The sequence below is a fragment of the Fundidesulfovibrio soli genome, from assembly GCF_022808695.1.
GTDB classification, from domain to species: Bacteria; Desulfobacterota; Desulfovibrionia; order Desulfovibrionales; family Desulfovibrionaceae; genus Fundidesulfovibrio; species Fundidesulfovibrio soli.
In genome coordinates, this window is the sequence record NZ_JAKZKW010000008.1 from 41,105 (window position 1) to 67,817 (window position 26,713).

Annotated in this window: 23 protein-coding genes, 1 tRNA gene and 1 pseudogene; 7 read left to right on the forward strand and 18 right to left on the reverse strand. The window is 64.7% G+C overall.

Annotation, left to right across the window (positions count from 1 at the left end; translation table 11 throughout):
• Positions 1-512 precede the first annotated feature (512 nt).
• The 5 genes and pseudogenes from MLE18_RS09165 to MLE18_RS09180 all read left to right on the forward strand — a co-directional run bounded on the left by MLE18_RS09165 (position 513) and on the right by MLE18_RS09180 (position 6,365).
• Positions 513-1,268 carry an HAD family hydrolase gene (locus MLE18_RS09165; protein WP_243438494.1) on the forward strand — a complete coding sequence of 252 codons (756 nt, stop codon included), beginning with the start codon at positions 513-515 and terminating at the stop codon, positions 1,266-1,268.
• A complete protein-coding gene (locus tag MLE18_RS09170) occupies positions 1,265-3,634 on the forward strand; it encodes a glycoside hydrolase family 65 protein (protein WP_243438495.1) in 2,370 nt (789 codons plus the stop codon). Before MLE18_RS09165 ends, MLE18_RS09170 begins: the two co-directional genes overlap by 4 nt.
• A gap of 245 nt (positions 3,635-3,879) precedes the next feature.
• A pseudogene (locus MLE18_RS18245) lies at positions 3,880-3,936 on the forward strand (heavy metal-binding domain-containing protein); the annotation flags it as partial.
• A gap of 54 nt (positions 3,937-3,990) precedes the next feature.
• Complete coding sequence (locus MLE18_RS09175) at positions 3,991-5,982, forward strand: copper-translocating P-type ATPase (protein WP_473828292.1); 1,992 nt, start codon at positions 3,991-3,993, stop codon at positions 5,980-5,982.
• 224 nt (positions 5,983-6,206) lie between these two features.
• Positions 6,207-6,365, forward strand: coding sequence for a hypothetical protein (locus MLE18_RS09180; RefSeq protein ID WP_243438496.1), 159 nt, complete (start codon positions 6,207-6,209; stop codon positions 6,363-6,365).
• Positions 6,366-6,528: 163 nt separating this feature from the next.
• Here the strand turns inward: MLE18_RS09180 and MLE18_RS09185 are convergent, their stop codons facing one another.
• From MLE18_RS09185 to MLE18_RS09265, 17 genes are all read right to left on the reverse strand, one after another.
• Positions 6,529-7,308 carry an IS3 family transposase gene (locus MLE18_RS09185; RefSeq protein ID WP_243438497.1) on the reverse strand — a complete coding sequence of 260 codons (780 nt, stop codon included), beginning with the start codon at positions 7,306-7,308 and terminating at the stop codon, positions 6,529-6,531.
• Complete coding sequence (locus MLE18_RS09190; RefSeq protein WP_243438498.1) at positions 7,305-7,577, reverse strand: transposase; 273 nt, start codon at positions 7,575-7,577, stop codon at positions 7,305-7,307. The genes MLE18_RS09185 and MLE18_RS09190 overlap by 4 nt, the downstream gene beginning before the upstream one ends.
• Before the next feature lie 300 nt (positions 7,578-7,877).
• On the reverse strand, positions 7,878-8,819 hold the full coding sequence (locus MLE18_RS09195) for a hypothetical protein (RefSeq protein WP_243438499.1): 942 nt from the start codon (positions 8,817-8,819) through the stop codon (positions 7,878-7,880).
• 175 nt (positions 8,820-8,994) lie between these two features.
• Positions 8,995-9,070 (reverse strand) — tRNA-Thr (locus tag MLE18_RS09200).
• Between the two features lie 367 nt (positions 9,071-9,437).
• Complete coding sequence (locus tag MLE18_RS09205; RefSeq protein WP_243438500.1) at positions 9,438-13,535, reverse strand: RHS repeat-associated core domain-containing protein; 4,098 nt, start codon at positions 13,533-13,535, stop codon at positions 9,438-9,440.
• A gap of 159 nt (positions 13,536-13,694) precedes the next feature.
• The gene (locus MLE18_RS09210; RefSeq protein WP_243438501.1) at positions 13,695-14,009 is read right to left on the reverse strand and encodes an RHS repeat domain-containing protein; all 315 of its coding nucleotides are present in this window, start codon (positions 14,007-14,009) and stop codon (positions 13,695-13,697) included.
• 387 nt (positions 14,010-14,396) lie between these two features.
• On the reverse strand, positions 14,397-15,722 hold the full coding sequence (locus MLE18_RS09215) for a DUF945 family protein (protein WP_243438502.1): 1,326 nt from the start codon (positions 15,720-15,722) through the stop codon (positions 14,397-14,399).
• 76 nt (positions 15,723-15,798) lie between these two features.
• Entirely contained in the window at positions 15,799-16,896 is a 1,098-nt protein-coding gene (gene ribD / locus MLE18_RS09220; RefSeq protein ID WP_243438503.1) for a bifunctional diaminohydroxyphosphoribosylaminopyrimidine deaminase/5-amino-6-(5-phosphoribosylamino)uracil reductase RibD, read from the reverse strand.
• A gap of 10 nt (positions 16,897-16,906) precedes the next feature.
• Complete coding sequence (locus MLE18_RS09225) at positions 16,907-17,386, reverse strand: deoxycytidylate deaminase (RefSeq protein ID WP_272881572.1); 480 nt, start codon at positions 17,384-17,386, stop codon at positions 16,907-16,909.
• Between the two features lie 97 nt (positions 17,387-17,483).
• Positions 17,484-18,722 carry a serine hydroxymethyltransferase gene (gene glyA / locus MLE18_RS09230; protein ID WP_243438505.1) on the reverse strand — a complete coding sequence of 413 codons (1,239 nt, stop codon included), beginning with the start codon at positions 18,720-18,722 and terminating at the stop codon, positions 17,484-17,486.
• Between the two features lie 444 nt (positions 18,723-19,166).
• A complete protein-coding gene (gene fabF / locus MLE18_RS09235; protein WP_243438506.1) occupies positions 19,167-20,411 on the reverse strand; it encodes a beta-ketoacyl-ACP synthase II in 1,245 nt (414 codons plus the stop codon).
• A gap of 60 nt (positions 20,412-20,471) precedes the next feature.
• On the reverse strand, positions 20,472-20,705 hold the full coding sequence (gene acpP / locus MLE18_RS09240; protein WP_243438507.1) for an acyl carrier protein: 234 nt from the start codon (positions 20,703-20,705) through the stop codon (positions 20,472-20,474).
• A 38-nt stretch (positions 20,706-20,743) separates the two neighbouring features.
• A complete protein-coding gene (gene fabG / locus MLE18_RS09245) occupies positions 20,744-21,490 on the reverse strand; it encodes a 3-oxoacyl-[acyl-carrier-protein] reductase (protein ID WP_243438508.1) in 747 nt (248 codons plus the stop codon).
• Positions 21,491-21,573: 83 nt separating this feature from the next.
• Positions 21,574-22,569 carry a beta-ketoacyl-ACP synthase III gene (locus MLE18_RS09250; RefSeq protein WP_243438509.1) on the reverse strand — a complete coding sequence of 332 codons (996 nt, stop codon included), beginning with the start codon at positions 22,567-22,569 and terminating at the stop codon, positions 21,574-21,576.
• Positions 22,570-22,587: 18 nt separating this feature from the next.
• Positions 22,588-23,640 (reverse strand): phosphate acyltransferase PlsX, encoded by a 1,053-nt coding sequence (gene plsX / locus MLE18_RS09255; protein WP_243438510.1) that lies wholly within the window; start codon positions 23,638-23,640, stop codon positions 22,588-22,590.
• Entirely contained in the window at positions 23,624-23,809 is a 186-nt protein-coding gene (gene rpmF, locus MLE18_RS09260; protein WP_243438511.1) for a 50S ribosomal protein L32, read from the reverse strand. Before rpmF ends, plsX begins: the two co-directional genes overlap by 17 nt.
• A gap of 31 nt (positions 23,810-23,840) precedes the next feature.
• Positions 23,841-24,371, reverse strand: a complete 531-nt coding sequence (locus MLE18_RS09265; RefSeq protein WP_243438512.1) for a YceD family protein — start codon at positions 24,369-24,371, stop codon at positions 23,841-23,843.
• A gap of 145 nt (positions 24,372-24,516) precedes the next feature.
• Here MLE18_RS09265 and rpmB point away from each other — a divergent pair, with 145 nt between their 5' ends.
• Positions 24,517-24,732, forward strand: coding sequence for a 50S ribosomal protein L28 (rpmB, locus tag MLE18_RS09270; protein ID WP_243438513.1), 216 nt, complete (start codon positions 24,517-24,519; stop codon positions 24,730-24,732).
• A gap of 109 nt (positions 24,733-24,841) precedes the next feature.
• Here rpmB and MLE18_RS09275 read toward each other — a convergent pair whose 3' ends face one another.
• Positions 24,842-25,267, reverse strand: coding sequence for a phage regulatory CII family protein (locus tag MLE18_RS09275; RefSeq protein WP_243438514.1), 426 nt, complete (start codon positions 25,265-25,267; stop codon positions 24,842-24,844).
• Positions 25,268-25,470: 203 nt separating this feature from the next.
• On the opposite strand from MLE18_RS09275, the gene MLE18_RS09280 reads away from it, so the two are divergent.
• A complete protein-coding gene (locus MLE18_RS09280) occupies positions 25,471-26,637 on the forward strand; it encodes a hypothetical protein (RefSeq protein WP_243438515.1) in 1,167 nt (388 codons plus the stop codon).
• Positions 26,638-26,713 lie beyond the last annotated feature (76 nt).

The window sequence follows — 26,713 nt, forward strand, 5'->3', positions numbered from 1 at the left end:
AGGGCAAAACGCAAGGCGAACAGCCAAAGCATTCGGCTGGCTATGCTCGGCTTGCCATGCAACTCATGGTTACATCATCATGTTTGCGATGTTTTTCCCTGGACCGCGCGGCAGGGCTTGTTGACGAACCCGTGCGGGTGTGTCCGGGATGGCATCGATCACTGTGGTCTTTTGTGCTTGCCTACCTGCCGGTTTCAGCTAAATTGTTAAGAATCTAAATCTGTCCGCCGGGCTGTCAGACTTACTGCCGCGCCGCATGGAGTGTGGCCGAGACATGGCGGCTGGTTCCCCTTTTGTTCTGGGAAACTCCGGGAGGCCTTTCGGGCCGGGCACAAGGAACTTCGATTTTCCATGCCCTTGAGGCCCGTGGGCTGTTCTGCCATCGGCTCTCCGCCGCGCTGGGCGGCGGTAGGAGAATGGGAATTCCATGGGCAGAGAGACGCGGTCATTTCGGATCATGACGCGTGCGGGCGCCGCGCAGCCGGGCGGAGCGCCGCGCATGGGGGCTGAACATGGATGAGGCCAGACTGGGCTTGCCCGGGGGCATCCGCGCCTGCCTCTTCGACCTGGACGGCGTGCTCACAGAAACGGCGAAACTTCATGCCGAGGCCTGGAAGCGGATGTTCGACGATTTTCTCTCCAGCCGCGCCCGGGCGAGCGGCCAATCGTTTGTCCCCTTTGATGCCGTCGGCGAATACGACCAATACGTCGACGGCAAGCCGCGCGCCGACGGGATACGGTCCTTTCTCGGTTCGCGCGGCATTGAGCTGGCCGAAGGCAGTGAGGGCGATCCGGCAGCGGCTGAAACCGTCCAGGGGCTGGGAACGCGCAAGAACGGCATTTTCCTCTCCCTATTGAGGGAGCGGGGGGTGGAGGCATACCCCGGCTCGTTGCGCTATGTGCGCGCGGTCAAGTCCGCCGGGCTTCGCACCGCCGTGGTTTCGTCGAGCACGAACTGCCGTGAGGCGCTCGAGGCGGCGGACATCGCAGATTTGTTCGATGCCCGCATCGACGGCATCGTGGCCAGGGAGCGGCGCCTCCCGGGCAAGCCGGCCCCGGACACTTATGTGGCGGCGGCCCGGGCTCTCGGCGTCGAACCCGCCCGGGCGGCGGTCTTCGAGGACGCGCTCGCCGGTGTGGCCGCGGGCCGCGCGGGCAAGTTCGGGTTCGTCGTCGGCGTGGACCGCATGGGGCAGGCCCGCGAACTGCGCGCGCACGGCGCGGACATCGTCGTTAACGACCTTGCCGAGCTCCTGGAGGCGAAATGATCCTGCACCCGGCATTCCGCCTTGAGCCCTGGGCTCTTCACGAGACGGAACTGCACCTCGGCCAACTAGCTCAGAGCGAATCGCTCTTCGCGCTTTCCAATGGCCACATCGGCTTGCGGGGCAACCTTGACGAGGGTGAACCCCATGGACTGCCGGGATCTTACCTGAACGGATTTTACGAACTGCGTCCCCTGCCGTACGCCGAGCCGCAATATGGCTTGCCGGAGTCGAGCCAGACGCTCGTCAATGTGGCCAATGGGAAGCTGATGCGTCTACTCGTCAATGACGAGCCTTTCGATGTGCGCTACGGCACCCTCAGCAGCCATGACCGTGTGCTCGATTTCCGCGCCGGAACCCTGTCGCGGAAAGTGGAATGGACCTCTCCGGCGGGCCAAACGGTGCGCGTGACCTCGCTCAGGCTGGTCTCCTTCACGCATCGGGCGGTCGTCGGCATATGCTACGAGGTTGAACCGCTGGACGGGCCCGCCAGCATTGTCGTGCAGTCCGAGCTTGTCGCCAACGAGCAGATGCCTTCCGTCGAGGGAGATCCCCGCGTTTCCAGCGCGCTCGAATCACCTCTGGAGTCCGTGGATCACCAGTCGCGCGATGCGGGGGCCGTGCTGATCCACCGCACCCGCAAGAGCGGGCTGCACATTGCGGCGGCGATGGATCATACCGTCACGGGAACTTCCGAAGCGCATGTGGCCACGGAGACCACGGCCGACTCGGCCCGCATCGTCGTCACGGACAGGCTCAAGCCGGGAGAGCGCCTGCGCCTGGTCAAGCTCGTGGCCTACGGGTGGTCGTCCAAGCGCACCGTGCCCGCTCTGCGCGACCAGGTGGCCGCCGCCCTAGCCGCGGCGCGCCAGACCGGATGGGACGATCTGCTCGAAGGCCAGCGCCAATTCCTCAATGATTTCTGGGAGCGCGCCGATGTCGAGATAGTGGGCGACCCCGGGCTGCAGCAGGCTGTGCGCTTCGCGCTGTTTCATGTGCTCCAGGCGGGTGCGCGGGCCGAGAGGCGCGCCATTCCCGCGAAGGGGCTGACGGGAAACGGTTACGATGGCCACTCGTTCTGGGACACTGAGACGTTCATCCTGCCTGTGCTGACCTACACCATGCCGGGTGCCGCGGCCGATACGCTGCGCTGGCGCCACTCGACCATCGAGGCGGCGAGGCGGCGGGCCGTGGAATTGGGCCTGGCCGGGGCGGCCTTTCCATGGCGCACCATCAACGGCGAGGAGTGCTCGGGGTATTGGCCAGCGGGGACAGCCGCGTTTCACGTCAACGCGGACATCGCCGACGCGGTGATCCGCCATGTCAATGCGACAGGCGACGAGAATTTCGAACGTGAAATCGGGGTGGAACTCCTCGTGCAGACCGCCCGGCTCTGGCATTCCCTCGGGCACCACGACCCGCACGGACGCTTTCGGATCGATGGAGTGACCGGCCCCGACGAATACAGCGCCCTTGCCGACAACAATGTCTACACCAACCTTATGGCGGCACGGAACCTCGCAGGCGCGGCCGACGCGTGCGAGCGTCACCAGGACAGGGCGAACGAGCTCGGGGTGACGCCCGGGGAAATGGCGGATTGGCGCGCCGCCGCCGGGAACATGTACATCCCTTACGATCAACGTCTTGGCGTACATCCGCAGGCGGAAGGCTTCACCGACCATGAGATGTGGAATTTCGCCGGGACAAAACCGGAACAGTATCCACTCATGATGCATTTCCCGTATTTTGATCTGTACAGAAAGCAGGTGGTGAAACAGCCTGATCTCGTTCTGGCCATGCAACTTTGCGGCAATGCGTTCTCTGAGAACCAAAAGCAGCGGAATTTCGAGTATTACAACAAGATCACCGTTCAGGATTCGTCCCTGTCAGCATGCACGCAGGCTGTGATGGCCGCCGAGGTCGGGTATCTCCGCCTTGCGCTGGAATATGCGGCAGAAGCCGCATTCATTGATCTGCATGATATAAATCATAATGTTCGGGATGGACTGCATGTCGCATCTCTTGCAGGAACGTGGATCGCATTGGTCAATGGTTTCGGCGGCATGCGGGATCACGCGGGTATATTGTCGTTCGCCCCGCGCCTGCCGGAGCACCTCATATCACTGGTTTTCTGCATCGTGTACCGCGACACCAGCATCCGGGTGGAGGTGGCAGCAAACGCCGCCACCTACCGGCTCACGCTGGGCTCGGGCCCGATGCGGATCATGCACTACGGCGAACAGTTGATCCTGAACAGTTCCGATCCGGTCGAACGCCCGATTCCGCCGTCAGCGTTGAACGAGCCGCCAGCGTTGCCGCCAGGCCGTGAGTTACGATTCCGCAAGCGTGGGTCGGGACTTTGGAAATGATTGTGCTGCGTGCGGCATGTCCGTCCTGTGGCCGAGGGAGAAATAGGATTGCCAAAGTATCCGGGCTGGACGCGGCCAGTGAATGGATCACAAGCAAACAGATGCCTTCCGGCTACCGAAAATCGTGGTAAATGGGGTTTTCTGCATTTTGCCCTTCCCGGAAGATGAAGGAGGCGAAAATGTCAGCCCAAGCTCAGGAACCTAACGGCCATCCCGCCTCAGGGGGCGTCGAGTACACATGCCCCATGCATCCTGAAATACGCCAGCACGCTCCCGGCACGTGCCCAAAATGCGGCATGGCTCTGGAGCCGGTCACGCCAACCAAGGAGGAAGAGCCCGATTCGGAATACCGGGACATGAAACGGCGGTTCGTGGTGGCCGCCAGCCTGGCGCTGCCCGTAGTTGTATTATCCATGGGCAACATGATCCCCGGGCGCCCGGTGGCCGGGGCGCTCCAGCCGCAAACTCGCCAATGGGTCGAATTGGCTCTGACCACGCCGGTGGTTTTCTGGGCCGGCTGGCCCTTTTTCCAGCGCGCATGGAATTCTCTGCTCAATCGCAACCTCAACATGTTCACCCTGATCAGCCTGGGCGTGGCGGTCGCCTATGTCTACAGCCTGGCAGGCATGATTTTTCCGGGCAGTTTTCCCGCCAGCATGCGCCATGACGGCCTGGTCGAGGTGTATTTCGAGGCCGCGGCGGTCATCGTGGCCCTGGTCCTCGCGGGGCAGGTGTTGGAGTTGCGTGCAAGGCACCGCACCGGGGCGGCCATCCGGGACCTGCTCAAGTTGTCCCCAGCCAAGGCCCGGCGTATCGGGTCAGACGGCTCCGAGGTGGACATTCCTTTAGAGGAGGTCGCCGTCGGCGACCGGCTCAGGGTGCGGCCGGGAGAGAAGGTGCCTGTGGATGGAACCGTTCTAGAAGGCGAGAGCAGGGTGGATGAATCCATGATCACCGGAGAGCCGGTTCCGGTGGCCAAGGCACGCGGGGACTCGTTGGTGGGGGCCACCGTCAACGGTACGGGCAGCCTGGTGATGGAGGCCGTCAAGGTGGGCTCCGACACCCTGCTGGCCCGGATAGTGGCCATGGTGTCCGATGCGCAACACAGCCGCGCGCCGATACAGAAACTGGCGGACACCGTATCGGGCTATTTTGTTCCGGCGGTCATCGGCGTGGCGGCAGCGGCCTTCCTGGCCTGGATATTGTGGGGGCCGGAGCCGAGGCTATCCCATGCGCTGGTAGCCGCCGTCTCGGTGCTGATCATCGCCTGCCCCTGCGCGTTGGGCCTGGCTACGCCCGTGTCCATCATGGTGGCCACAGGCAAAGGGGCTAGCATGGGCGTGCTTTTCCGAGACGCAACGGCCATCGAGACCCTCAGGAAAGTGGACGTTCTGGTGGTGGACAAAACGGGGACCCTGACCGAAGGCAAACCACGGCTGACGGAGATCATATCCCTTGGGAATCTCAAGGAGGAGGAGATACTCCGGTTGGCCGCCAGCCTGGAACGCGAGAGCGAACACCCGCTGGCTCAAGCCGTTCTGGACCATGCCAGGGAACAAGGCGTGGCTCCGGCAGCCGTTAAGGATTGGAAATACGTCTCTGGCAAGGGCGTGACCGGGCTTATCGAGAACAGGCGGGTTGCCCTGGGCAACGGCCCCCTGCTGACGGATTTGAACGTGGAAATCGGCGGGCTGGAAGAAGAAGCCCGGAAGCTGCGCGAACAGGGGCGCAGCGTGGTCTATCTTGCTGTGGATGACGAACCGGCCGGGCTTCTGGGCGTGGCGGACCCGGTCAAGCCGAGTTCGGTCGAGGCCGTCAGGGTACTCGGCCAGGAGGGAGTGCGGGTCTTCATGCTCACGGGCGACTCCCTGGCCACGGCCCAGGCGGTTGCCAGGCAGCTCGGAATCGAGGAGATACTGGCCGAAGTGCTCCCGGATCAGAAAGCGGAAAAGGTCCGGGAGCTCATGAGCCAGGGGCATTCCGTGGCCATGGCGGGCAACGGAATCAACGACGCCCCTGCCCTGGCGGCGGCCCATGTAGGCATCGCCATGGGCACCGGCACCGACATCGCCATGGAGAGCGCCGGGGTGACTCTGGTCAAGGGCGACCTGCGGGGCATAGTCCGGGCGAGGCGGCTGAGCCAGGCAACCATGCGCAACATTCGCCAGAACCTGTTCTTCGCTTTCGTCTACAATGCGGTTGGAGTGCCCGTCGCTGCCGGGGTCCTGTTTCCCGGCATGGGGATACTGCTCAGCCCCATGATCGCGGCTGCGGCCATGAGCATGAGTTCGGTCTCCGTGCTGACCAACGCCCTCCGCCTCCGCGCGCTCAAACTCGGTTCGCAATGAGCTGGGTCAAGCCGAAATCGCCGCATTGATTCGGATGCGGCGGCACTGGATTGCATTCTCCTGACAACGAGGACGCATCCCTGACCCTCGGCGAGTGGGGATCGGAGTGCTCGTCCGCAGCGAGCCCCGCACCGACCGCCGCCGGGTACCGGATCAAGCCCCCAGGAACTCTTGGCCCTGTTCGGCCGTTTCACCGGGAGAACCTTCTCGGGCGGAGCAAGCCGATGACACTTTTCCAGATCGGAGACCAACGCCCCATTGTGGTGTCCAACCGCCTGCCCGTGCGCGTCGTGCGCGAAGAGGGCGGGGTGGTCCAGAAACAGGGCGCCGGGAGATTGGTGACCGCCATGGCCCCGGTCCTCAAGGACCTGGAGGACAGTTGATCGGGTGGCCGGGAGCGAACGAAAAGGGCATGGCCAGGCTGTGCCGGGATTTCTCCCACGATGCGGGCTAGCTGCTGCGGCCAGTGACGTTGCGCAAGGAGGTCAGCAGGATCTACCAGGGCTTCGGCAACGAAATCCTCTGGCCGCTTGTACTGCCCCTTGTTTAGCAAGCGTCCGCTAATTGAGTCTCGCGGCTGAGTTGTTCTGCCTCGAAGGCCTCTGGCGACCTGTAGCCAAGGGTCGAGTGCAGATAGTTGGCGTTGTAGCCGTCGATCCAGCGATCCAAAGACTCCAAGAAGGCGCCAGGACTCGTGAACTCGTTGATCCAGACCAGCTCTTCCTTGAGCGTGCGCATGAAGCGCTCCGTATCCGCGTTGCCTTTGGGGTTGGAGTAGCTGGTGAACGCCTGGTTGATGCCCATGATCCGGCAAGACTTCATGAAGCTCACCGATGTGGGTTGGCAGCCGTTGTCGGACATCAAGTTAAGCGCCGCCCCACGCGCACCTTCGGAAAACTGGCGGTTCACGGCCTTGTTCAGCGCCGCCAGCCAGTGCCAAGCCCGGGCCTGCAACCCGGCGTAATGCCCAACGACCTTCTTGGTGTTCCAGTCCAGCACGATCACCACGTAGACCCAGCCGAAGCCTTCGATCATGACCTTGGTCATGTCGATGCCCCACCACTGATTCGGCCTGGTGGGCCTGGGCTTGCTGCCGGTCGGTTTGCGCTTGGCCTTGAGCAGCTGATTGCTCCGCACCGTCAACCCGTGCTCCTTCATAAGCCGGTGCACTCGGTTCTTGCCGACGGCCAGCTCATCAACGAAGCGTAGATGAGCCCATATGCGCCGGTAGCCCCAGAACGGGTGATCAGCCTTGAGCGAGCGAATACGGTCCAGAAGGTCGGCGTTTCGGGCGGCGACTTTGGCGTAAGAGCCGCGCCGTTTCACGGCCAACCGTCCGTTTTTTTTAACTCCAAGGTCAACTCGCCGACCAATCCCTTGAGTTTGGCATTCTCAGACCCAAGCCGTTGGGTGCGCTTGTCCACAGTGGCCGTCTCGAACACGCGGTGGGCATTGCCGAGAAAGCGGTCGCGCCACTGGTAATACTGAGCCTGGGAAATGCCGTGCTCGTTGCACAGCTCGCCGATTGGCCGTCCTCGAAGGCCTTCGAGCACGATGAGAGCCTTCTGCTCCGGGGTCCACTTCCGTCGTTTCATGGCCGACCTCCTCATCGGAATCAGCCACGAAAACTAAGTTAGCGCAACCGCTCACCAAACCGGGGGCAGGATAATCCCTCCACATCTGTGTTCTGAGTGGGCTTGAGGCGTCACTTCTTATTCTTACTGGTTAAAACCAGGTTAAGAGGTCGAGAAGTCAGGAATGACAAGGCTTCCCGGACGTTTTCTGCGGAGTTATGCCAATATAGCGCGGAGCTATGCCCATAGGCGCGGTGTAGTGCCAACGTTTTGCGGAGCTATGCCAACATCCTGTTGGCATAGCTCCGCGCTCGATTTATCTCACCGAAACCATTTAATCTTTCCATTGTCTTCATAGAATCCCCAAGAACCAAGGATGCCCACTCGAACCAGTTCGGCCAGCGCAGTCGCCAAATAGTTTCGAAAGTCCCTGACTCTCCCCTCATGTCCACACCACGCCTTGAGATTCGCCACGCTGACCCTGTGCTCCCCCTTGGCATGGCTCACAGCGTAGCACTGTAGCCACTTTGCAAGCTCGGCCTTGTTCGCGATCTGTCGCCGCTTCTCCATATCAACATATCCGAATGACTTGACCCCGAAGGCTCGGAGTGAATCGGCGGGTATCGTGAAATAGTATTCTTCTGCACCCTTGTCGTACCTCAGTGGGCCAATCAGCGGGGTGCTGCCCTGTTCATCAGGTGTGTCATAGAACAGACGTCCGGTGGAGATGCGCGCAAAACTTTGCTCAAGCCATTTGAAGCCTGACCCGCCTATCTTTCTTCCCAGGAGGCGCAAAAACTCCGTACGATTGATTTTGATCGGAGTATCCGAGGCAACGCCTTTCGCCAGCATAAGCGCGGTCAGGTATGTGTCTTGGTCGCTAACGTCCAATTGCTTGCCGAAATACCAGAGCGAAATGCCTCCAGGAGAAGGTAGCCGAACCATGTCGTGGATCTTCCGTCGTCCGCGCTTGATCGGTGCGAAAAGCGGAGTTCGGGCGAGTTTGTTCCCCATGGGAGCCGTACCTTTTGGAGTGACGGGAACGCCCGGAAGAGTGCCTTGTGCATGGCCAACTCTCTCGTAGGCCTCACGAGCTATGTCCCATGCCGTCCTATTTGGCGGCTGAAACTGGTGCGGGGCCTGAGCCTTTGCCTCACGAGCATGGTCTGACTCCAAGCAAAGCGCGTCATCCCGAGGATCAATCTGAAAAGATCGAATCTTGTTCGGCTGGGTGCCATCTTGGCTGAGGTTGCCCATCCTCATGGCCGACCCTCCCGATACGACGGAAATGGGCGTGGCCAAACGTTATGCTTGTTTGGGCATTCCTGTCCTGCTTTCAGGGGGCAATCTTGTTCCCTAAATCCGTCGCCAGGGTAGCAATGGGGTAGCAAAAGAGAAAAAGGCCTTACCCGATTTTAGGGTAAGGCCTTGTTTTTCCTGGAGCCAGCGAGGGGACTCGAACCCCTGACCTGCTGATTACGAATCAGCTGCTCTACCAACTGAGCTACGCTGGCGACTCGACAGGGAGCCTTGATATACAAGGGCTGCGGGGTGGTCAACCCCTCTTTCAGGCTAGGTTGTTTCGGGCCGGAATCGAGCAGGTCCGTCGTAAAGCGGCGCGGGCTTTTGCATCGGGCGCGCAGGGCTCGCGGGTGTCCATCGCATCCAGAACGGGACCACCTGAAACCCGCCTGCCCGGGAATGAGCCGTCCAGCCGTCGGGCAATCGCGCGTTGGGACCGCCTACGAATGTGGACGTGCCGATGCGCTCCCAGGCGTCCATTTCCCCTGCCGGGTGGCGGGCGCAACCGGCCCGCCTGACACGGATGGCAGGCGGGCCGTATAACGTCAAGGCGCGCTTCTGGTGGTCGTGAGAGCGCCGTCAGCGTTTCGGGCACCAGAACTGCTGCGTCCGGCGCCATTCATCCTCAGTTTCTTTCACCCGCTTCATGTTTGTGTCCTGTCCGGCAGTGAATATGTCGGCCATGACGCCGTAAACTCCGCCGAGCAGGGCCTTGCCCATCTCGAACATCCCTTCGGCGAAGCGCTGGCTGGGGGGGGCGGTCTGGTTGATGTACATCAGCTTGTACGGCAGGTAGACCGCCGACACGATCCCGCCCTTGGAGCTCAACGTGACGTCCGCGGCAGTCTTGAAGTCGTCCCACATTTGGCGCTGATACGCGTTGGGCTCAAAGACCATCTTCCCGTTTTGGGACATATGCTCGTAGTCGCCCTTGAAGATGCCCTCGTCGGAGCGCAGGCCCAGGGGGTCGATGAAGCGCACGGGGTTGCCCTCCGCATAGCGGTAGAGGTTTATCCCGCCTTCGAAGCCGATGGGGTCGCGCTGCAGGAAGCGCCCGGCCTGCGCGTCGTAGTAGCGGTTGCGCATGAGGAAGAAATCCGCGCCCTCGTCCATCACCCCGTACGCGCCCGCATACGTGAAGGGGGTGGAGCGCCCGGTGTGCGCGACCACGGCCCCATAGGGCCCGTAGGCGTATGCGCCCACGGTGGCCCCGGAGGCGTCCGTGAGGGCCAGCGTGTTGCCGGTCTTGTCGTAATGGTGGAACACGAACCCGCCCGCCGCCGTGCCGGAAGCCAGGAGGCGGTTGTCGTCGTAGATGTAGCAGGCCGTCACGGCGCCGGTGTGGTCGGTCTCGAAGGCCGCCCGGCCTCGGGGATCGAAGTGCAGGTTGCGGGTGACGCCGCCCGCGGCCACCCACACGCGGTTGCCGAGGGCGTCATACCTGTATTGGCGCGTCACGCCGCCCGCCACGAGGGAAACGGGCCTGTTCTCCACGTCGTAGACCGCGGTCATGGCCCGCGTCCCGGCGATGGCGGTCAGGTTGCCGTCGGCGTCGGCGGTGGCCGGGTCCGTGCCCCAGGCGGTCATGGAATCGGCGTTGTTGAACGTGGCCCGGAAGGGCTTGACCGGCCCGCGCGGCGTGAGGGGCCAGGTGCCGGACTCGCTGACGATGGCGCCGGAGGCGTCGCGGGCATAGCTGATGTTGGCCAGAGTCCTTGACGCGCTCTGATGCGCCACGGAGGTCAGCTTGCCCGTGGCGTTGTACCCGTAGGTGGTGTTCATCCCGTTGGAGCGCGTTTCGGAGGTGACCCGGCCCTCTCCATCGTAGCCCAGGCTGACGGAATAGGCGCCGAAATCCACCTTGGTGGGCCAGCCGCGCCCGTTGCGGGTGTAGGTGACGCTCAGGCCGCCGGGGTAGCCGATGCCGGAGACGCGGCCCGCGGAGTCGTAGCTGATGTTGAGCCCCTTGGCGCCGTCGGGGTCCTGGGTCATGGTCACCTGGCCCGCCGCGTCGCGCGTCCAGTTCACGGTGCCGGTGGCCGGGGTGGAGTGGCTGGTCAGCCTGCCCTGCTGGTCCCAGGCGTAGCTCGCCGCCACGGCGTTTTCGTGCTTTTTGGTGACGACCCTCCCGTCAGCGTCGTAGGTCAGCATGTAGAGCTGGGAGCGGCCGTTGTATTTCGCCACGATGCGTCCGGCGGCGTTGATGGTGTAGTTCGCCGTGTTGTTGCCCTGGGGGTCGAACACGTTGAGCAACTGGCCGCGCAGGCCGTATTCCTGGGTCGTCGCCGCACCCTTGGGGTTCATGACCGAGGTGACCCTGCCCGCCGCGTCGCGCCCGTAGAACACCGTGCGCCCGGCGGGGTCCGTATCGGAGAACAGCCTGTTGGCGCTGTCGTAGGTGTACTGGCGTATCCGCCCCAGTGGGTTCACCTCGGTCAGGGGGCTGGAGTTGGCGTTGTATGTGAACTGGGTCTGGCCGCCCATGGGGTCCGTGATCCTGGTGACGTTCATCAGGGCGTCGCGGGCATAGAGGGTGGTGCGCCCGTTGGCGTCAATTGAGCTGGTCATGGCGCAGCAGTCGTAGCCGTACTGGTTCGTGGCTCCGCCGGGATGGGTCTGCATCACCAGGCGGCGGTTGTCGTCGTACATGAAGCTGGTGGTGTTGCCCGCCGGGTCGGTCAGGGAGGCGCGGTTCAGGCCCGCGGTGTCGTAGGCGATGCGGGTGCGGTTGCCCAGGGGGTCAAAGATGTCGGTGAGGTTCCCGTGGGTGTCATACTGGTAGGACTGGGAGGCCCCGCCCGGCAGCGTGGCGCTGGTCTGCAAGCCCTTGGAGTCGTAGGCCATGGACGTGGACCTGGCCAGGGGCGACGTTATGGAGGTCAGGTTGCCGCGGACATCGTAGCCGTAGGTCCAGGAATTGCCCATGGGGTCGACCTTGCCGGTCATGTTGCCGTTGGCGTCGTAGGTGAACGTGGTCGCCCCGCCGTCGGCTTCCGTCCACTTGGTCGGGTTGCCGTCGCCGTCGTATTCGAAACTGGCGGCGCGGCCCGTGGCGTCGGTCTCAGAGGCGAGCATGCCCTGGGCGGTATAGCTCCTGTACGTTGTCTGGCCCAAGGCGTTGGTTATCTGGGTCGTGCGGCCCCCGGAGTTGGAGTAGGTGCGCACCGCTCCGCCCGGCTCCGTGACGGTCTTGATGGCCGGGCTGACGTAGCCGTACTGCCACACGGCTCCGTTGGCGTCCGTGACCTGGGAGACGTAGGTCGTCTGCCCGGAAGTGGAGTAGGTGAACGCCGTGGTTCTGCCCGCCGTGGTGATGGAGGCGATGTATTTGTCCGCGGTGTAGGTGTAGGTGGTCACGTTGCCGGCCAGGTCAGTGCTTTTGGTCATGTTGCCGTCGGCGTCGTACTGGAAGAAGGCGGTGCGCCCGCCCAGGGTGGTGAACTGGGTGCAGCGTCCGCTGACGTCCGTCACGAACGTGGTGACCCGCCCGGAGGCGTCCATGAGGGTGCCCAGGCTGCCCTTGCCGTCGTAGGTCAGGGTCAGGGCGTTGCCGTTGCGGTCCGTTATGGAGGTCAGGCGGTAGACGTAGGCCCCTGTTCCGTCCTGTGCCACGTAGTCGTAGCGCCGGGTCAGCTTGGCCTGCTTGTCGTGGAGGATGTAGTGGCCCGTGCCCGTGGCCTCGTTCAGCACGCCCGTGAGCTGCTGGGTGCGTCCCTTGGCCGAACAGGCGTAGCTCACCGTGAGCTCGCCCGTACCCTGCCCAGTGGTGCCGCTGACCGTATAGGAGAAGCCCTGGCCGTTGCCCAGCTTCACCACGGCCCCGCCGGAGGTGTGGCTCAGGGCGGTCAGGGTGGATGCATAGGCGAAGGACCACCCGTTGCCGAACAGCCCCGTTTCGCTTGGGCGCATGTTCCACACCCGGCGCAGCTCCACCTGGTGGCCGAAGCTCTGGTAGGCCAGGTCCGTGTCGTCCACGGCCAGGCTCAGGTAGGACATGTTCACGCCGAACACCGGCAGCCCCTGGCCGGAGCATGTGCCGGCACCGCCCCGCTCGAATTCTGTGTCGGGGTTGTCCTTGCCGGCGCCCAGGTTCTCGTCCTTGTTCTCGGGGCCGGAGAAGTCCACGGGGGAGCTGACGTACACCTCCCAGCAGCCGCTCCAGCCGGTGCCGATCTTCAACGTGGCATAGTCCCCGTAATCCTGCGACATGGTGTAGCCGATGCTGCCGCTCCGCGACTCACCCGCCCGGATGAAGCTGAAGGTCCTGCTGCCGGAATAGTGCACCCCACCAGAGTAGCTCTGGAGCAGGTCCATGGTGAGGGCGTCGATCCCGGGAACGAGGATGTACCGTTGATCGCTGTTGTCGGGGTACTCGGGGTTGGGCACGCTGATCAGCTCGGACGTGCTGTCCACCGTGATGGTGGCCTGCACGAAGCCGCTGCGGGGGATGGATGCGCCGGCGTTGGTGTATTCGACCACCGCAAAGGTGCAGCTTCCCTCGTCCTTGGAGCCGGGGCGGGTCTGGCTGTAGGCCCAGGAGCCGAACCCCTTGGTGGTGATGGTCAGGCAGGTGCCCGAATAACAGACGGATGTAGTGTCGTCCGCGCGGGCGATACGGTCCGCGCAGGGGCACAGCAGGGCCAGGAAGAGTGCGGCAAGGAGGAAGTGTCGCGGCATGGCGCGTCTCCATCGTCGAAACGTTCAGACCGTTGGCGATGCGCACCGTGGCGGGGGAACGAACGACTTCAGCGTCCGCCAGGCCAGACCGCTTGACCGAAAGACCGCGCGCGGGAAGCGCACAGGAAGGAACGAAATGTAATTGCCCCGGAGCGGACGCTAATCCTGCAGGACAGACTGGGCGGCGCCGCCGTTGGGGTTGCTCCCGAGGAGCAGGCTGTTGACGGCCGGAAGCGCCCCGGCGCTCCCCTGGACAACCATCTGGGTGATGTTGCCGGCATCGTCGTAGGCGTAGATGATGCGCTGCCCGCCGCTGTACTTAACGGAGACCACCCGCCCGGCGTTGTCGTATACATAGGAGACCGACGCCGCCTCAGCCCCCCCGGCCAACAGCAATACGGCTGCAAGCGCGCCAGCCAGGGGGCGGATTGTCCGTAAAATACAAGGAACTGAGGATGTTGAAGAAAGTTTCATGGCTCCTCCAGTACGCTACTGGAATACAGACCCGGTGCCACATTCTATGAAATCGCCCGGAAAATTGCAATATGATGCGCCTGGCAGCTCAAATTCCCCCGTGGGGTATATGCTGCCCGGCATTCATAAGTAAAAAGCTGGACTTCTGGAGTGCAAAAGCCCGACGCGCAACAGGCGCCCCCGGGAGGGGGCGCCTGTTCTGCTTCGGCCAGCTCTGGCTGCCGCTTGGGAATTGATTGCTCTGCCGGCCGGATTTTGCCGGCGTTACGGCGGGGGCCGGTGTCCGCCAATGCCGGGGGGCAGGGGACAGGGCCGGTTTGCCGGGATTCGCAGGTTGTTGACCGCGGGCCTGGGGTGACAGCTCCAGGCCCGCGAATCTCCCGGTCCTTACTGGAGCGGCTTGCCGTTCACCAGCAGGGCCGATCCGTCCCATACGGCGCTGGAGCTGATGCGCGTGCCGTCGCGGGTGATGGAGCCCTTCTCGGTGAGCTGCTGCAGGGCGGTCTGCAATTGCTTCTGCTGGGCCTGGCTCTCCTTTTCCTGAGGGCTGGAGAACGTGTCCACGAGGATGACCAGCCCAGGCTCCTGGGCGCTCAGGTCGGCCTTGGCCCGGAGCTGCGCCAGCGCCTCCTGCGGCGTGGGCGGCACGCTCTTGAGCGCGGGAGCGCTCGCCTCGCCCTTGAGAGCCACCTCATTCTGGGTGCCGGGCAGCGCCTTCAGCTCAAATTCGACGCGGGGAGCCCTGACCAGCAACATGTCGTAGGTCTTGCGCACCTCGTCCACGTAGGGCCTCACGGCCTCGTTGCCGCCATACTCCCGTTGCAGCAGGTCGTTGAGTTGGGAGAATCCCTCCACGTCGAGGTTGAAGAGCGAAAGCGCCACGGAGAAGGGCAGCGGGGCGGACTTGTTGATGGCCGTCGCCCCGCTCAGGGACAGGGCGTAGTCGACGGTCGGCGCATGGAGCGTGGTCTTGCCGCGCAGTTCCAGGTTTTCAAGCGTTGAAGCCTGGGTGTTGGAGGGATCCTTGGTGCTCAGGGACAAGCCCGCGAGTTTCAGTTCGCTCTGTCCGTGCCAGACGTACGGGAGCAGCCTGACGGCGTCCGACCGGATGGTCAGCCCCTTGAGCAGGAAGGTGTAGTCGTTGTCCTGAAGGTTGATCAGCGGGATGTCCACCTTGGTGACCTGCCTGCTGAAATCCATGTCGGTGGAGACGGAGACGGTGGCTCCCTGGAACTCCTGGCGCAGCGGGGGGTCCCGGAAGAGGGGCGGCACGCTCAGCCGGAGATCCAGGCCGCCGCCCAAGCCGGCCTCGGCCCGCAGGGTGGTCCTGAAGAGTTCGGGAATCTGGTCCAGGGCATCGCGGACGGCCTTGGGGGTGCCCTCCGCCATGGCGAAGCGCCCGTTGACCAGCGCGGCGCAGGGGCTGAGCGATCCGGCGGCGAAGGGGATTGGGCCGTGGGCCACGTCGAACGTGACCAGCAGGGAGAGCGCCTCGGGCCCGCCGGGTTGGGACAGGAAGCTGGCGGTGTAGGTGTAGCTGCTGCTGAAGATCCCGATCCGGCTCTGCTGCGGGGTGAAGCGGTATAGGGGTGAGCCGGAGGATATCCGCTTCAGGCTCGAGTCGATGGCCCCTCCGGCCTGGTTCGCGACGAAGACGGTGATGGCCATGTAGGCTGTGGCGGCGAGCAATGCGGCGACAAAGGATTTTTTCACGGGCTTCTCCGCTATGGGTGGGATAGGTTGCCGCCGGACCCCCTGTCCGGTGGTCCGGGCAAACGGCCCGCGTTCATCAGTCCGCGGGCATGTACGTCATGAGTAGGTCCTGGCCGCTTGGGCGCACGGCGCTCAGCCGCAACGGCAGGGCCATGTCCATGCGCTCCACGCAGGCCCCGGAAAACACGGGCACGCCGGAGGCGTCGCCCAGGATTTTCGGAGCCAGGAAATGCCGGAACTCGTCCATCAACCCCTGCCGGGCCAGGGAGAAGGCCAGCTGCCCTCCGCCCTCGCAGAGGGTGGCGTGGCATCCGGCCTCGGCGCGCAGTCGCTCGAACCCCGCGGCCAGTTGCAGCCTGTCGCCCAGGGTGGGCAGCTCCCAGACGCGCACGCCCTTGTCCCGCAAGGCTTCGGCCCGCCAGGATGCCGCGCTGGCCGGGGCGGTCCAGAAGATGGTCTGGGCGGGCCGGTCCAGCAGCAGGGAGAGCGGAGCGTCGTGCTCGGGCAGGAGCGACGTGACCACCACTGCCAGGGGCTGGGGGCCGTTCTCGCGGCCCTCCAGGCGCACGGTGAGCCTGGGGTTGTCGTGGCGCAGGGTGCCCCCGCCCACGAGCACGGCGTCGGCGCGGGCGCGCATGTCCTGCACCAGGGCGCGCGATTCCGGCCCGCTGACCCAGGAGGAGTGCCCCGTGCGCGTGGCGATGCGGCCGTCCAGGGTGGAGGCCATCTTGAGAACGTTGTAGGTGCGCTTCGTGGTCTGCCAGACCAAGAAGTCCGCGATCATGTCCCTGCATCGGCGCTCCAGCACGCCCGAATCCACCTCCACGCCGTTCTCGCGCAGGCGGGCGTTGCCGCCCCCGGCCACGGAGGCGTTGGGGTCCGTGCAGCCCACCACCACCTTGCGGATGCCCGCCGCCAGCACGGCTTCGGTGCAGGGGGGCGTTCTGCCGTGGTGGTTGCAGGGTTCCAGGGTGACATAGAGGGTGCACTCGGCCGGGTCCACGCCCTTGGCGCGGGCGTCGGCCAGGCAGTTCACCTCGGCGTGGGGGCCGCCGCAACGCTGGTGCCAGCCCTCGGCCACCACCGCGCCTCCGCGAACGAGCACCGCGCCCACGCAGGGGTTGGGCGCGGTGGAGCCCTTGCCCCTGGAGGCGAGCTCCAGGGCGCGGCTCATGAAGGCCTCGTCAGGCTTGGTCGGGTCGGGGCAGGGTATCAAAATTCACTCCAGCTTCTCCAAGCATATCACGGGAAAGGTCGTCGGGATAGCCTTCGGCGTAATGAATGTGGCTCACACCGCAGTTGATGAGCATCTTCGTGCAGATGATGCAGGGCTGGGTGGTGCAGTAGAGCACGGCCCCGGAGATGGAGACGCCGTGCACCGCGGCCTGGATGATCACGTTCTGCTCGGCGTGCAGGCCCCGGCACAGTTCGTGGCGTTGGCCCGAGGGGATGCCGAGCTGCTCGCGCAGGCAGCCGATGTCCAGGCAGTGGGCCGTGCCCGCCGGAGCGCCGTTGTAGCCCGTGGCCAGGATGCGCTTGTCCTTCACGGCCACCGCGCCCACCTTGCGGCGCAGGCATGTGGAGCGTTCGGCCACCAGGAAGGCGATGCGCATGAAATACTCGGGCCAGGGGAGGCGGGAGTCTTTGGGGTGAATGTGTTCCATGATGGGCAAGTAGATTGCCGGGGCGGCCCGGTATGTCAAGAAAAAGGGCCGCCCGGCGCTTGCCGGGCGGCCCTTCGGGTCAATCCAAGTCTGATCTCTACCAGGCGAACAGGGGGTACTGCCTGGCGAAGACGTTCACCTCGGCCTTGATGGCGGCCAGGGTAGTGGCGTTCTCGCGGCCCTTGATGGCCGCGTCGATCCAGGCCACCACCTTCTCCATCTCGGCCTCCTTCATGCCGCGCGTGGTCAGCGAGGGGGTGCCCAGGCGGATGCCGGAGGTCACGAAGGGGGAGCGCGTCTCGAAGGGGACGGTGTTCTTGTTGGCCGTGATGCCGGCCGCGTCCAGGGCGATCTGGGCGTCCTTGCCGGTGACGTCCTTGCTTGTGAGGTCCACGAGCATGAGGTGGTTGTCGGTGCCGCCTGAGACCAGGTCGTAGCCCAGGGCCACCAGGCCCTTGGCCATCACCTGGGCGTTCTTGACCACCTGGGCCTGGTAGGTCTTGAACTCGGGGCGCAGGGCCTCGCCGAAGGCCACGGCCTTGGCCGCGATCACGTGCATGAGCGGGCCGCCCTGGATGCCGGGGAAGATCTGGGAGTCGATCTTCTTGGCCTCGTCCTCGCCGGCCAGGATCAGGCCGCCGCGGGGGCCGCGTAGGGTCTTGTGGGTGGTGGAGGTGGTGAAGTGCGCCTTGCCGATGGGCGAGGGGTGCTCCCCGGTGGCCACCAGGCCCGCGATGTGGGCCATGTCCACCATCAGGTACGCGCCCACTTCGTCGGCGATGGCCCGGAAGCGGTCGAAGTCGATCACGCGGGGGTAGGCGCTGGCGCCAGCCACGATCATCTTGGGCTTGTGCTCGCGGGCCAGGGCCTCCAGGGCCTCGTAGTCGATGGTCCCGGTCTCCTTCTTCACGCCGTAGAACACCACGTTGAAGAAGCGGCCGGAGAAGTTCACGGGGCTTCCGTGGGTCAGGTGGCCGCCGTGGGAAAGGTCCATGCCCAGGATGGTGTCGCCGGGCTTGAGCACGGAGAAGTACACGGCCATGTTGGCCTGGGAGCCGGAGTGGGGCTGCACGTTGGCGTAGTCGCAGCCGAAGAGCTGCTTCACGCGGTCGCGGGCCAGGTCCTCGGCCACGTCCACGAACTCGCAGCCGCCGTAGTAGCGTTTGTGCGGGTAGCCTTCGGCGTATTTGTGGGTCATGACCGAGCCCTGGGCCTGGCGGACGGCGGTGGAGACGAAGTTCTCCGATGCGATCAGCTCCAGCCCGCTGACCTGGCGGTCGATCTCGTTGACTATGGCGGCGGCCAACTCGGGGTCGCGGATGAGTATTTCGTCCATGGGGATGCGCTCCTGTGGTCGGTTAAGCGGATTCGCGGCAAGCTGCGCAGGAGGACGAGGCGGGGCGGATCGAGGCGCGCCCGGACGTTCCAGCGCGTGAAAAAGGCAACTTCGCCGTTTCCGGCCGCGCCGTCAAAGGAAATATCGCGGAGAATCAGGATGAGGGCGGTTGGCCCGGAAAGCCCCGATGGCGGCCGGGTGGAGCCGAAGGGGCGGGGAGGAAAGAGCGGGGCGCTGCCCCGCACCCCGCAAGGGGGCGTGGCCCCCTTGACCCGCAAATAAAAAACCGGGAAGGCTTCGCCTTCCCGGTTTTTCTTGTTTTTCCTCGAGCCACCGGCGCGCGTTCGTGAACGCGAAGCCGTTGGGGGTGCAGGGGGATCATCCCCCTGCCGGTGGGGTCCGGGGAGGCGGAGCCTCCCTGGGTATTTTGCTCAAGCCGCGCGCCTACTCGGCGTACTTCTTGAAGATCAGGCTCGCGTTGGTGCCGCCGAACCCGAAGGAGTTGTTCATGACCACGGACACGTCGCGCTTCTTGGGGGCAAGCGGCGTGTAGTCCAGGTCGCACTCGGGGTCGGGGGTCTCGTAGTTCATGGTGGGCGGGACCACGCCTTCCAGGATGGACATCACCGAGAACACGCTCTCGATGGCCCCGGCGGCGCCGAGGCAGTGGCCGATCATGGACTTGTTGGCCGTCACCGAGAGCTTGTAGGCGTGCTCGCCGAAGACGCTCTTGATGGCGCGGGTCTCGCACATGTCGTTGAGCTGGGTGGAGGTGCCGTGGGCGTTGATGCTGTCCACCGCCTCGGGGGCCAGGCCGGACTCGCGCAGGGCCGCCTTCATGGCCAGGGCCGCGCCTTCGCCGGACTCGGGCGGGGCGGTCATGTGGAAGGCGTCGCCGGAGGCGCCGAAGCCCACGACCTCGGCCAGGATGCGCGCACCGCGGGCCTTGGCGTGCTCCAACTCCTCGAGGATCAGGATGCCCGAGCCCTCGCCCATGACGAACCCGGTGCGGTTCTTCTCGAAGGGGCGGGAAGCCTTGGTGGGCTCGTCATTGCGGGTGGAGAGCGCCTTGAGGGCGTTGAAGCCGCTCATGCCCAGGGGGGCGATGGTGGATTCCGCGCCGCCGCAGATCATGGCCTTGGCCCGTCCGAGCATGATGTCGGTGTAGGCGTAGCCGACACCGTGCGCGCCCGAGGCGCAGGCCGTGGTGGTGCAGACGTTGGGGCCCTTGGCTCCGGTGAAGATCGCTGCCTGGCCCGCGGCCATGTTGGCGATCAGCACGGGGATGAAGAAGGGCGAGACGCGTCCCGGGCCATCGGCCAGCAGCTTCTGGTGCTGCAGTTCGATGGTGTGCAGGCCGCCCAGGCCGCAGCCGATGAGCACGCCCACTTCCTCGGCGAGTTCGGGGGTGATCTTGAGCCCCGAATGCTCGACCGCCATCAGGGAGGCGCACACGGCGTACTGCGTGAACAGGTCCATCCTCCTGGCCTGCTTGGCCGGGATGTGCTTGGACGGATCGAACCCTTTGACCTCGCAGGCGAAGGTGGTGTCGTAGCCCGTGGTGTCGAAACGGGTGACAGGGCCAGCGCCCGAAACGCCGTTCAGGAGGTTCTGCCAGCTGGATTCCAGATCGTTGCCGATGGGCGTGACGGCAGCCAGACCGGTGACGACGACTCTATGCAGCTTCATTGTGATTGGCACCTTGGAAAAATGAGGCGGCCGGAGATGTCGGCCGGCCGCCGAACCGATTTAGCCTTTCTTGGCTTCGACGTAGTCGATGGCGTCCTGGACCTTGACGATCTTCTGGGCGTCCTCGTCGGCGATCTCGACGCTGAACTCCTCTTCCATGGCCATGATCAGCTCGGTGAGGTCCAGGGAGTCGGCACCCAGGTCGTCAACGAACTTGGCTTCGGGAAGGACTTCGTCAGCGGACACGCCCAGCTGGTCCACAATGATTTCTTTGACTTTTTCAGCGACGGACATGGTTTTCTCCTTATTTGAGGGCGAGTGGTTGTTCAGTGTTAGCGATGAAGCCCGCCGTTGACGGCCAGCACCTGTCCGGTGACGTAGGCCGCGCCCGGGGAGGCGAGATACGAGACCGCGGCGGCGACGTCCTCCGCGGTGCCCGAGCGTTTGAGCGGAATCTGGTCCAGGAAGGCAGCCTTGGCCGCCTCGGGCAGCACTGCGGTCATGTCGGTTTCGATATAGCCTGGGGCCACGGCGTTCACGGTGACGCCGCGCGGGGCCAACTCCACCGCCGCGGACTTGGTCAGGCCCACAAGCCCGGCCTTGGCCGCCACGTAGTTGGCCTGGCCCGCGTTGCCCATCTGGGCCACCACGGAGACCATGTTGATGATGCGGCCGCTGCGGCGCTTCATCATGATCTTGGCGGCCTCGCGCAGGCAGGTGAAGGCCCCGGTGAGGTTCACGCCGATCACGCGGTCCCAGTCGTCGTCCTTCATGCGCACCAGCAGGCCGTCCTTGGTGATGCCGGCGTTGTTCACCAGCACCTCGAGTTTGACCTTGCCCTCGATGTGCTCCTTGAAGAAGGCCGGCACCGCCGCGCGGTCGGAGACGTCCAGGCGCACGGCCTGGGCCTCGCCGCCTTCGGCCATGATCTGGGCCGCCACGGCGTTGGCCTCGTCCGGCTTGGAGACATAGGTGAAGATGACGGAATAGCCGTCCTTGGCCAACTGCTTGGCCACGGCCGCGCCGATGCCGCGCGAGCCTCCGGTGACGAGGGCGGTGAGGCGGGGTGGGTTGTTCATGATCGTTCCGGTATGAATTGAGGATTGTCCCTTAACCCAAACAAACGCATAACTCAAACGCCAATTTGGCGACGCGGGCGGGGTTAGACGAACTCCAGCAAGGCCGCGCCGAAGGTGAAGCCCCCGCCGAAAGTGGTCAGCAGCACCTTGGCCCCGGGCTTGATGCGCCCTTCGGTCTTGGCGTCGGCCAGGGCGATGGCCACGGAGGCGGCCGAGGTGTTGCCGTAGCGGTCCACGGTGACCATGACCCTGTCCCCGAAGACCTTCAGGCGCTTGCCCACGGCCTCGATGATGCGCAGGTTGGCCTGGTGGGGGATGAACAAGTCGATGTCATCCATGCTCAGGCCGTTCTTCTCCACGATCTCCTCGCAGACCTGGCCCATGGAGCGCACCGCGTTCTTGTAGACCTCGGGGCCGTTCATCTCGATGAAGAAATCTTCCTTCACGGTGTCGCCCAGCTTGAGCGGCCAGCCCGAGCCGCCGCCCTTCACGGTGAGCAGGGGCCACATGGAGCCGTCGCTGTGCAGGATGACGTCGCGGATGGCGGCCTGGCCGGGCTTGGGCTCCCTGGTGGAGAGCACCACGGCCCCGGCGCCGTCCCCGAAGAGCACGCAGGTGGCCCGGTCCGCCCAGTTGGTGCGCGAGGAGGTGACCTCCGACGCGGTGACCAGCACGGTGGCGTCAGGCTTGCGGGCCAGGGTGCCCATGGCGTGGTCGAGGGCGAAGAGGAAGCCCGAGCAGGCGGCGCTCACGTCTGAGGCGGGGCGGCCGGAGATGCCCAGTTTGTGCTCCAGGATGCAGGCGGCCGGGGGGCAGATGGAGTCGGGCGTGAAGCTGGCGAAAAAGATCTGGGAGACGTCCTCGACGGGGCGTCCGGCGTCGGCCAGGGCGGTGTTGCAGGCCTTGACGGCCAGGTCGCTGGCTGCCTCGCCCGGAGCGGCGATGTGGCGGGTCTTGATGCCGGTGCGGGTGGTGATCCAGTCGTCGCTGGTCTCCACAATGGATTCAAGGTCCGCGTTGGTGAGCACCCGTTCGGGAACGTGGCGGCCGAAGCCTTCGATGGTGAATCGTCCGTGCATGTGGGGAGGTCTTCTATATTAGTCGGCCTGGGCCGGTCGTTTCACGAAGTGGGCGAAGTCCTTGTTGGCGGCCAGGCCTTCGCGCATGAGCCGGGTGGCGTCGCGGCGGATGAGCACCCCGGCCATGTCCACGGCGTTGCCGATGGCCTTGATGTTCGAGGCCCCGTGGCTGACGATGACGATGCCCTTGAGGCCCAAAAGCGGCGCGCCGCCGTATTCGGCGTAGTCCATCAGGCGCGAGAATCGCTTGAGCGCCGAGAGGGCCAGCGTGGTGCCGATCTTGGCGAAGAAGCCCCGCCGCAGCTCGCCCTTGAGCAGCCGCCCCAGGGAGGAGGCCAGCCCTTCGGCCTGCTTGATGACCACGTTGCCCACGAACCCGTCGCAGATCACCACGTCCACGTCGCCCGAGAAGAGGTCGCGCCCCTCCACGTTGCCCACGAAGGACAGCGAGGACTGCTTGAGCAGCTCGAAGGATTCCTTGACCAGCTGGTTGCCTTTGCCCTCCTCCTCGCCGTTGGAGAGCAGGGCGACCTTGGGGTCGGGGTAGCGCAACAGGGTGCGGGCCATCACGTCGGCCATGATGGCGAACTGCAGGAGGTTCAGGGGCTTGCAGTCCACGTTGGCGCCCGCGTCGGTGAGCACGCAGGGGGTGCGCTCCGTAGGCAGGATGGTGGCCAGGGCAGGCCGGTCCACGCCTTCGAGGCGGCCCAGCGTGAACAGGCTGCAGGCCAGCACCACGCCGGTGTTGCCGGCGCTGATGAGGCCGTCGGCTTCGCCGGCGCGCACGAGGTTGCAGCAGACCTGGATGGACGAGTCCTTCTTGCGGCGCAGGGCCTCGGAGGGCTTGTCGTGCATCTCAGCAACTTGCGAGGCATGCACGACGCGCACCTCAAGACCCCGCGTGTCGTGCTTGTTCAGCTCGGCGGCAACGCGGGCCTCGTCCCCGACCAGCAGCAGGTCGTACTGCTTGGCCTTGGCCATCTGGACAGCGCCGGGGACGACGACATGGGGGCCGAAATCGCCCCCCATTGCGTCCACGGCGATGCGAGGCCGGTTAGGACTGGGGTTCATCCTGCTTGAGCACCTGGCGGCCCTTGTAGGTGCCGCAGGTCGGGCAGACCCGGTGAGGCAGGGTCGGCGCGCCACAGGAGCACAGGATGACGTTGGGGGCGGTCAGCGCGTCGTGGGAGCGGCGCATGCCCTTGCGGGACTTGGAGACTTTTTTCTTGGGGACGGCCATTTCCGTTAACCTCTATGATCGGTCTGTTTTATCAATCTTTCTTGGCGATGGTCAGCCCGCGCAGGGCGGCCATGCGCTCGTCGCCCTTGGGCTTGGCGCAGCCGCAGGGGCCTTCGTTCAGGTCCTTGCCGCAGTCGGGGCAGAGGCCCTTGCAGTCCTCGGAGCACAGGGGCTTCGTGGGCAACGCCAACACGAACTCTTCCCAGAGCATCGCCCCCGCGTCAAGCTCAAGCCTGCCCTTGTGCTCGCGCAGCAGGCCGGGCTCCACGGATTCCTCGTCGGGCGACTCCAGCTGCTCGAACAGGTCGAAAGGCTGGTCGATGCGCACGGAGAGATCCTTGAGGCAACGGTCGCAGGGGGCGGACACCTCGCCGGCGAGACGGCCCCGCACCAGCGCGCCGCGTGGCTGCGGCTGCACGGTGAAGGTGGCGCTCAAGGGGGTGAGGGCCTCGAAGCCCATCTGGAACTCGGCCCACTTTTCGGCCCAAAACTCCTTGTCATCCAAGGAGAACTCGCGCCCTTCGGCCGGGAGATCCGTTATGTCCAGCCAGTGTTCGGCCATGCTTCCTCCGGGAAACAAGGGTGAGTAATCGCGCCTTCGGCTTCTGTCAACAAAAAGCTTGCCAGTGCAAAAAAGTGCGTGTAAGCATCTCTTCCCTTTGAACGGGAATTCATATTCCAGGGGCCCGGCCCTGCGGAGGTGCGATATGTCCAAGGTTTGCGAAAAGTGCGGCAAGCGTCCCCAGACTGGTAACAACGTCTCCCACGCCAACAACAAGACCAAGCGCCGCTTCATCCCGAACCTGCGCCAGGTGCGCGCTCAGAAGGCCAACGGCGAGGTCTGCACCATGACCGTGTGCACCCGCTGCCTGCGCTCCGGCGCGGTGGTCAAGCCCGTGGTTCGCCAGGCCGCCGCCGAGTAGGGCGAGCCTCCAAGACCATACTACCGCAAAACAGCGGCCGGTCCAGCACGAACTGGACCGGCCTTTTTGCGTTTGATTTACTCAGCCCCCGGGGGGCCGCAAGGACGGCTCAATCCCCGGATTTCTTCCTTGAATATGCCACGAAATCCACTTGTACTTGGTGGATGACGTTCTCGCGCAGCTCGGCCACCTTCTCCATGGGCTGGCCTTCCATGATCGCTTGATGGAACTCCGCCAGCGCGGGGTAGGTGGTGAGCATCCCTTCCAGCATGGATGGTTTGTCCGGCGTGACCTCGCGCAGCGAGACCACGCGCTGCCCCATGCGCGACGCCAAGTAGCGCAGGGGCATGACGGAGTTGCAGGCCCGCATAAGCGGCAGGAGCAGTTCCACTCCCAGCTTGGCGCCCTGGTCGTCGGGGTTGAGTTCGCGCATAAGGGTGGAATAGGGCTTGCCCAACTCGGCGGCCAGTTCCTTGACCGGGGCCGGGCCTGCCTCCACCATCTCCTTGATCACCTCGTAGATCTCTTTGGACATGAGAAATGTTTCACCCCAAAATAATGGCGTAATCCAGCTGACGGGTTCAAACCTTGGCGCGTTTGCGAAATGGCGCTTCCGGTGCGGCGTGATCCGGCGCTCGCGGGCGGCAAGCCGCTCCGGATGTGCCATTGTCGCCGACCAGAACGGAATAAGTCAATCCCGCCGAGCGGGGAGCTGACAGCGGCAGGAGTACGGCAGGAATGGGCAAAAAGCTGAAGATCGTCATCGGCGGATACGCAGTTGGGTTTCCCATGGGCGGGCAGGTCTGGATGCTGCTGCATTACGCCATGGGGCTTTCCAGGCTGGGGCACGAGGTGCTGTTTGTTGAGGACACGGCAGAATGGGCCCTGCCCTTCGACCCTGTACGCGGATTCGCACTGCCCGACTCCACCCACGGGCGAGGTGTCGTCTCCGAGGCCTTCGAGCGCGCAGGGCTCCCCGGGCGTTGGGCCTACAACTCCCTGTTCGAAGGCAGGTGCTTCGGCCTCGAACGCGAGGAAGTCGAGCGCTACTGCACACAGGCCGACCTATTCCTGAACATCTCCGGCGTGATTCCCCTGCACGAGCATTTCTTGAAGGCCAAGGTACGCGCCGTCATCGACACCGACCCGGTGTTCACCCAGTCCAAGATCGCGAGCGACCCCTGGACCCGCGACTACTACCTGCAACACGACCTTGTCTTCACCTTCGGGCACAACATTCCTTCGGGCTCCACCGGGGTGCCCCTTTCCGGCATCGAGTACGTGCCCACCCGCGCCCCGGTGGTCCTGGACCATTGGCGGGAGCAGCCCGGCCCCGGCCGGGGCTTCACCACCATAGGCAGCTGGGACGCCCAAGGCCGCGACATCGTGCACGACGGCAAGAGGCTCTCCTGGCGCAAGTGCGAGAAGTACGAGCAGATCATCGACTTGCCCGCCAGCCTCCCCGGCGTGACGCTGGACCTGACCATGAGCTCCATGAAGGAGGACGCCAGGCGCTTCGCCGCGCGCGGCTGGAACGTCAAGGACGCCCTGGTGGTCTCGCGGGACATTCAGGGCTACAGGGACTATATCCTCGGCTCAACGGCGGAGTTCACAGTGGCCAAGGAGCAGAACATCCAGCTCAAGTCGGGCTGGTTCTCGGACCGCTCGGCCTGCTACCTGGCCTCGGGACGCCCCGTGATCGTCGAGGATACGGGCTTCGGCACCTATCTGCCCGTTGGAGAGGGGCTGCTGGCCTTCGAGGGGGCAGATGGCGCCAAGGGCGCCATCGAGGCCGTGCTGGCCGACTACCCGAAGCACCGCGCCGCCGCCAGGCGCATCGCCGAGGAGTTCTTCGACTCGGTCAGGGTCCTGGGCGACCTGCTCAAGGCCGCCGGGCTGGACTGATCGTCCCCCGTTACCAATCATGCACAAAACCCCGCCCAGGCATTACCCGGGCGGGGTTTTTCGCACATTGCCGGTT

Excerpts from the sequence above, each read along its gene's own strand:
- MLE18_RS09165 (WP_243438494.1), top strand. The coding sequence starts at position 513 with ATGGATGAGGCCAGACTGGGCTTGCCCGGGGGCATCCGCGCCTGCCTC.
- MLE18_RS09170 (WP_243438495.1), top strand. The coding sequence starts at position 1,265 with ATGATCCTGCACCCGGCATTCCGCCTTGAGCCCTGGGCTCTTCACGAG.
- MLE18_RS09175 (WP_473828292.1), top strand. The coding sequence starts at position 3,991 with ATGAAACGGCGGTTCGTGGTGGCCGCCAGCCTGGCGCTGCCCGTAGTT.
- MLE18_RS09180 (WP_243438496.1), top strand. The coding sequence starts at position 6,207 with ATGACACTTTTCCAGATCGGAGACCAACGCCCCATTGTGGTGTCCAAC.
- MLE18_RS09190 (WP_243438498.1), bottom strand. The coding sequence starts at position 7,577 with ATGAAACGACGGAAGTGGACCCCGGAGCAGAAGGCTCTCATCGTGCTC.
- MLE18_RS09195 (WP_243438499.1), bottom strand. The coding sequence starts at position 8,819 with ATGAGGATGGGCAACCTCAGCCAAGATGGCACCCAGCCGAACAAGATT.
- MLE18_RS09205 (WP_243438500.1), bottom strand. The coding sequence starts at position 13,535 with ATGCCGCGACACTTCCTCCTTGCCGCACTCTTCCTGGCCCTGCTGTGC.
- MLE18_RS09210 (WP_243438501.1), bottom strand. The coding sequence starts at position 14,009 with ATGAAACTTTCTTCAACATCCTCAGTTCCTTGTATTTTACGGACAATC.
- ribD (WP_243438503.1), bottom strand. The coding sequence starts at position 16,896 with ATGAGCCGCGCCCTGGAGCTCGCCTCCAGGGGCAAGGGCTCCACCGCG.
- MLE18_RS09225 (WP_272881572.1), bottom strand. The coding sequence starts at position 17,386 with ATGGAACACATTCACCCCAAAGACTCCCGCCTCCCCTGGCCCGAGTAT.
- glyA (WP_243438505.1), bottom strand. The coding sequence starts at position 18,722 with ATGGACGAAATACTCATCCGCGACCCCGAGTTGGCCGCCGCCATAGTC.
- fabF (WP_243438506.1), bottom strand. The coding sequence starts at position 20,411 with ATGAAGCTGCATAGAGTCGTCGTCACCGGTCTGGCTGCCGTCACGCCC.
- acpP (WP_243438507.1), bottom strand. The coding sequence starts at position 20,705 with ATGTCCGTCGCTGAAAAAGTCAAAGAAATCATTGTGGACCAGCTGGGC.
- fabG (WP_243438508.1), bottom strand. The coding sequence starts at position 21,490 with ATGAACAACCCACCCCGCCTCACCGCCCTCGTCACCGGAGGCTCGCGC.
- MLE18_RS09250 (WP_243438509.1), bottom strand. The coding sequence starts at position 22,569 with ATGCACGGACGATTCACCATCGAAGGCTTCGGCCGCCACGTTCCCGAA.
- plsX (WP_243438510.1), bottom strand. The coding sequence starts at position 23,640 with ATGAACCCCAGTCCTAACCGGCCTCGCATCGCCGTGGACGCAATGGGG.
- rpmF (WP_243438511.1), bottom strand. The coding sequence starts at position 23,809 with ATGGCCGTCCCCAAGAAAAAAGTCTCCAAGTCCCGCAAGGGCATGCGC.
- MLE18_RS09265 (WP_243438512.1), bottom strand. The coding sequence starts at position 24,371 with ATGGCCGAACACTGGCTGGACATAACGGATCTCCCGGCCGAAGGGCGC.
- rpmB (WP_243438513.1), top strand. The coding sequence starts at position 24,517 with ATGTCCAAGGTTTGCGAAAAGTGCGGCAAGCGTCCCCAGACTGGTAAC.
- MLE18_RS09275 (WP_243438514.1), bottom strand. The coding sequence starts at position 25,267 with ATGTCCAAAGAGATCTACGAGGTGATCAAGGAGATGGTGGAGGCAGGC.
- MLE18_RS09280 (WP_243438515.1), top strand. The coding sequence starts at position 25,471 with ATGGGCAAAAAGCTGAAGATCGTCATCGGCGGATACGCAGTTGGGTTT.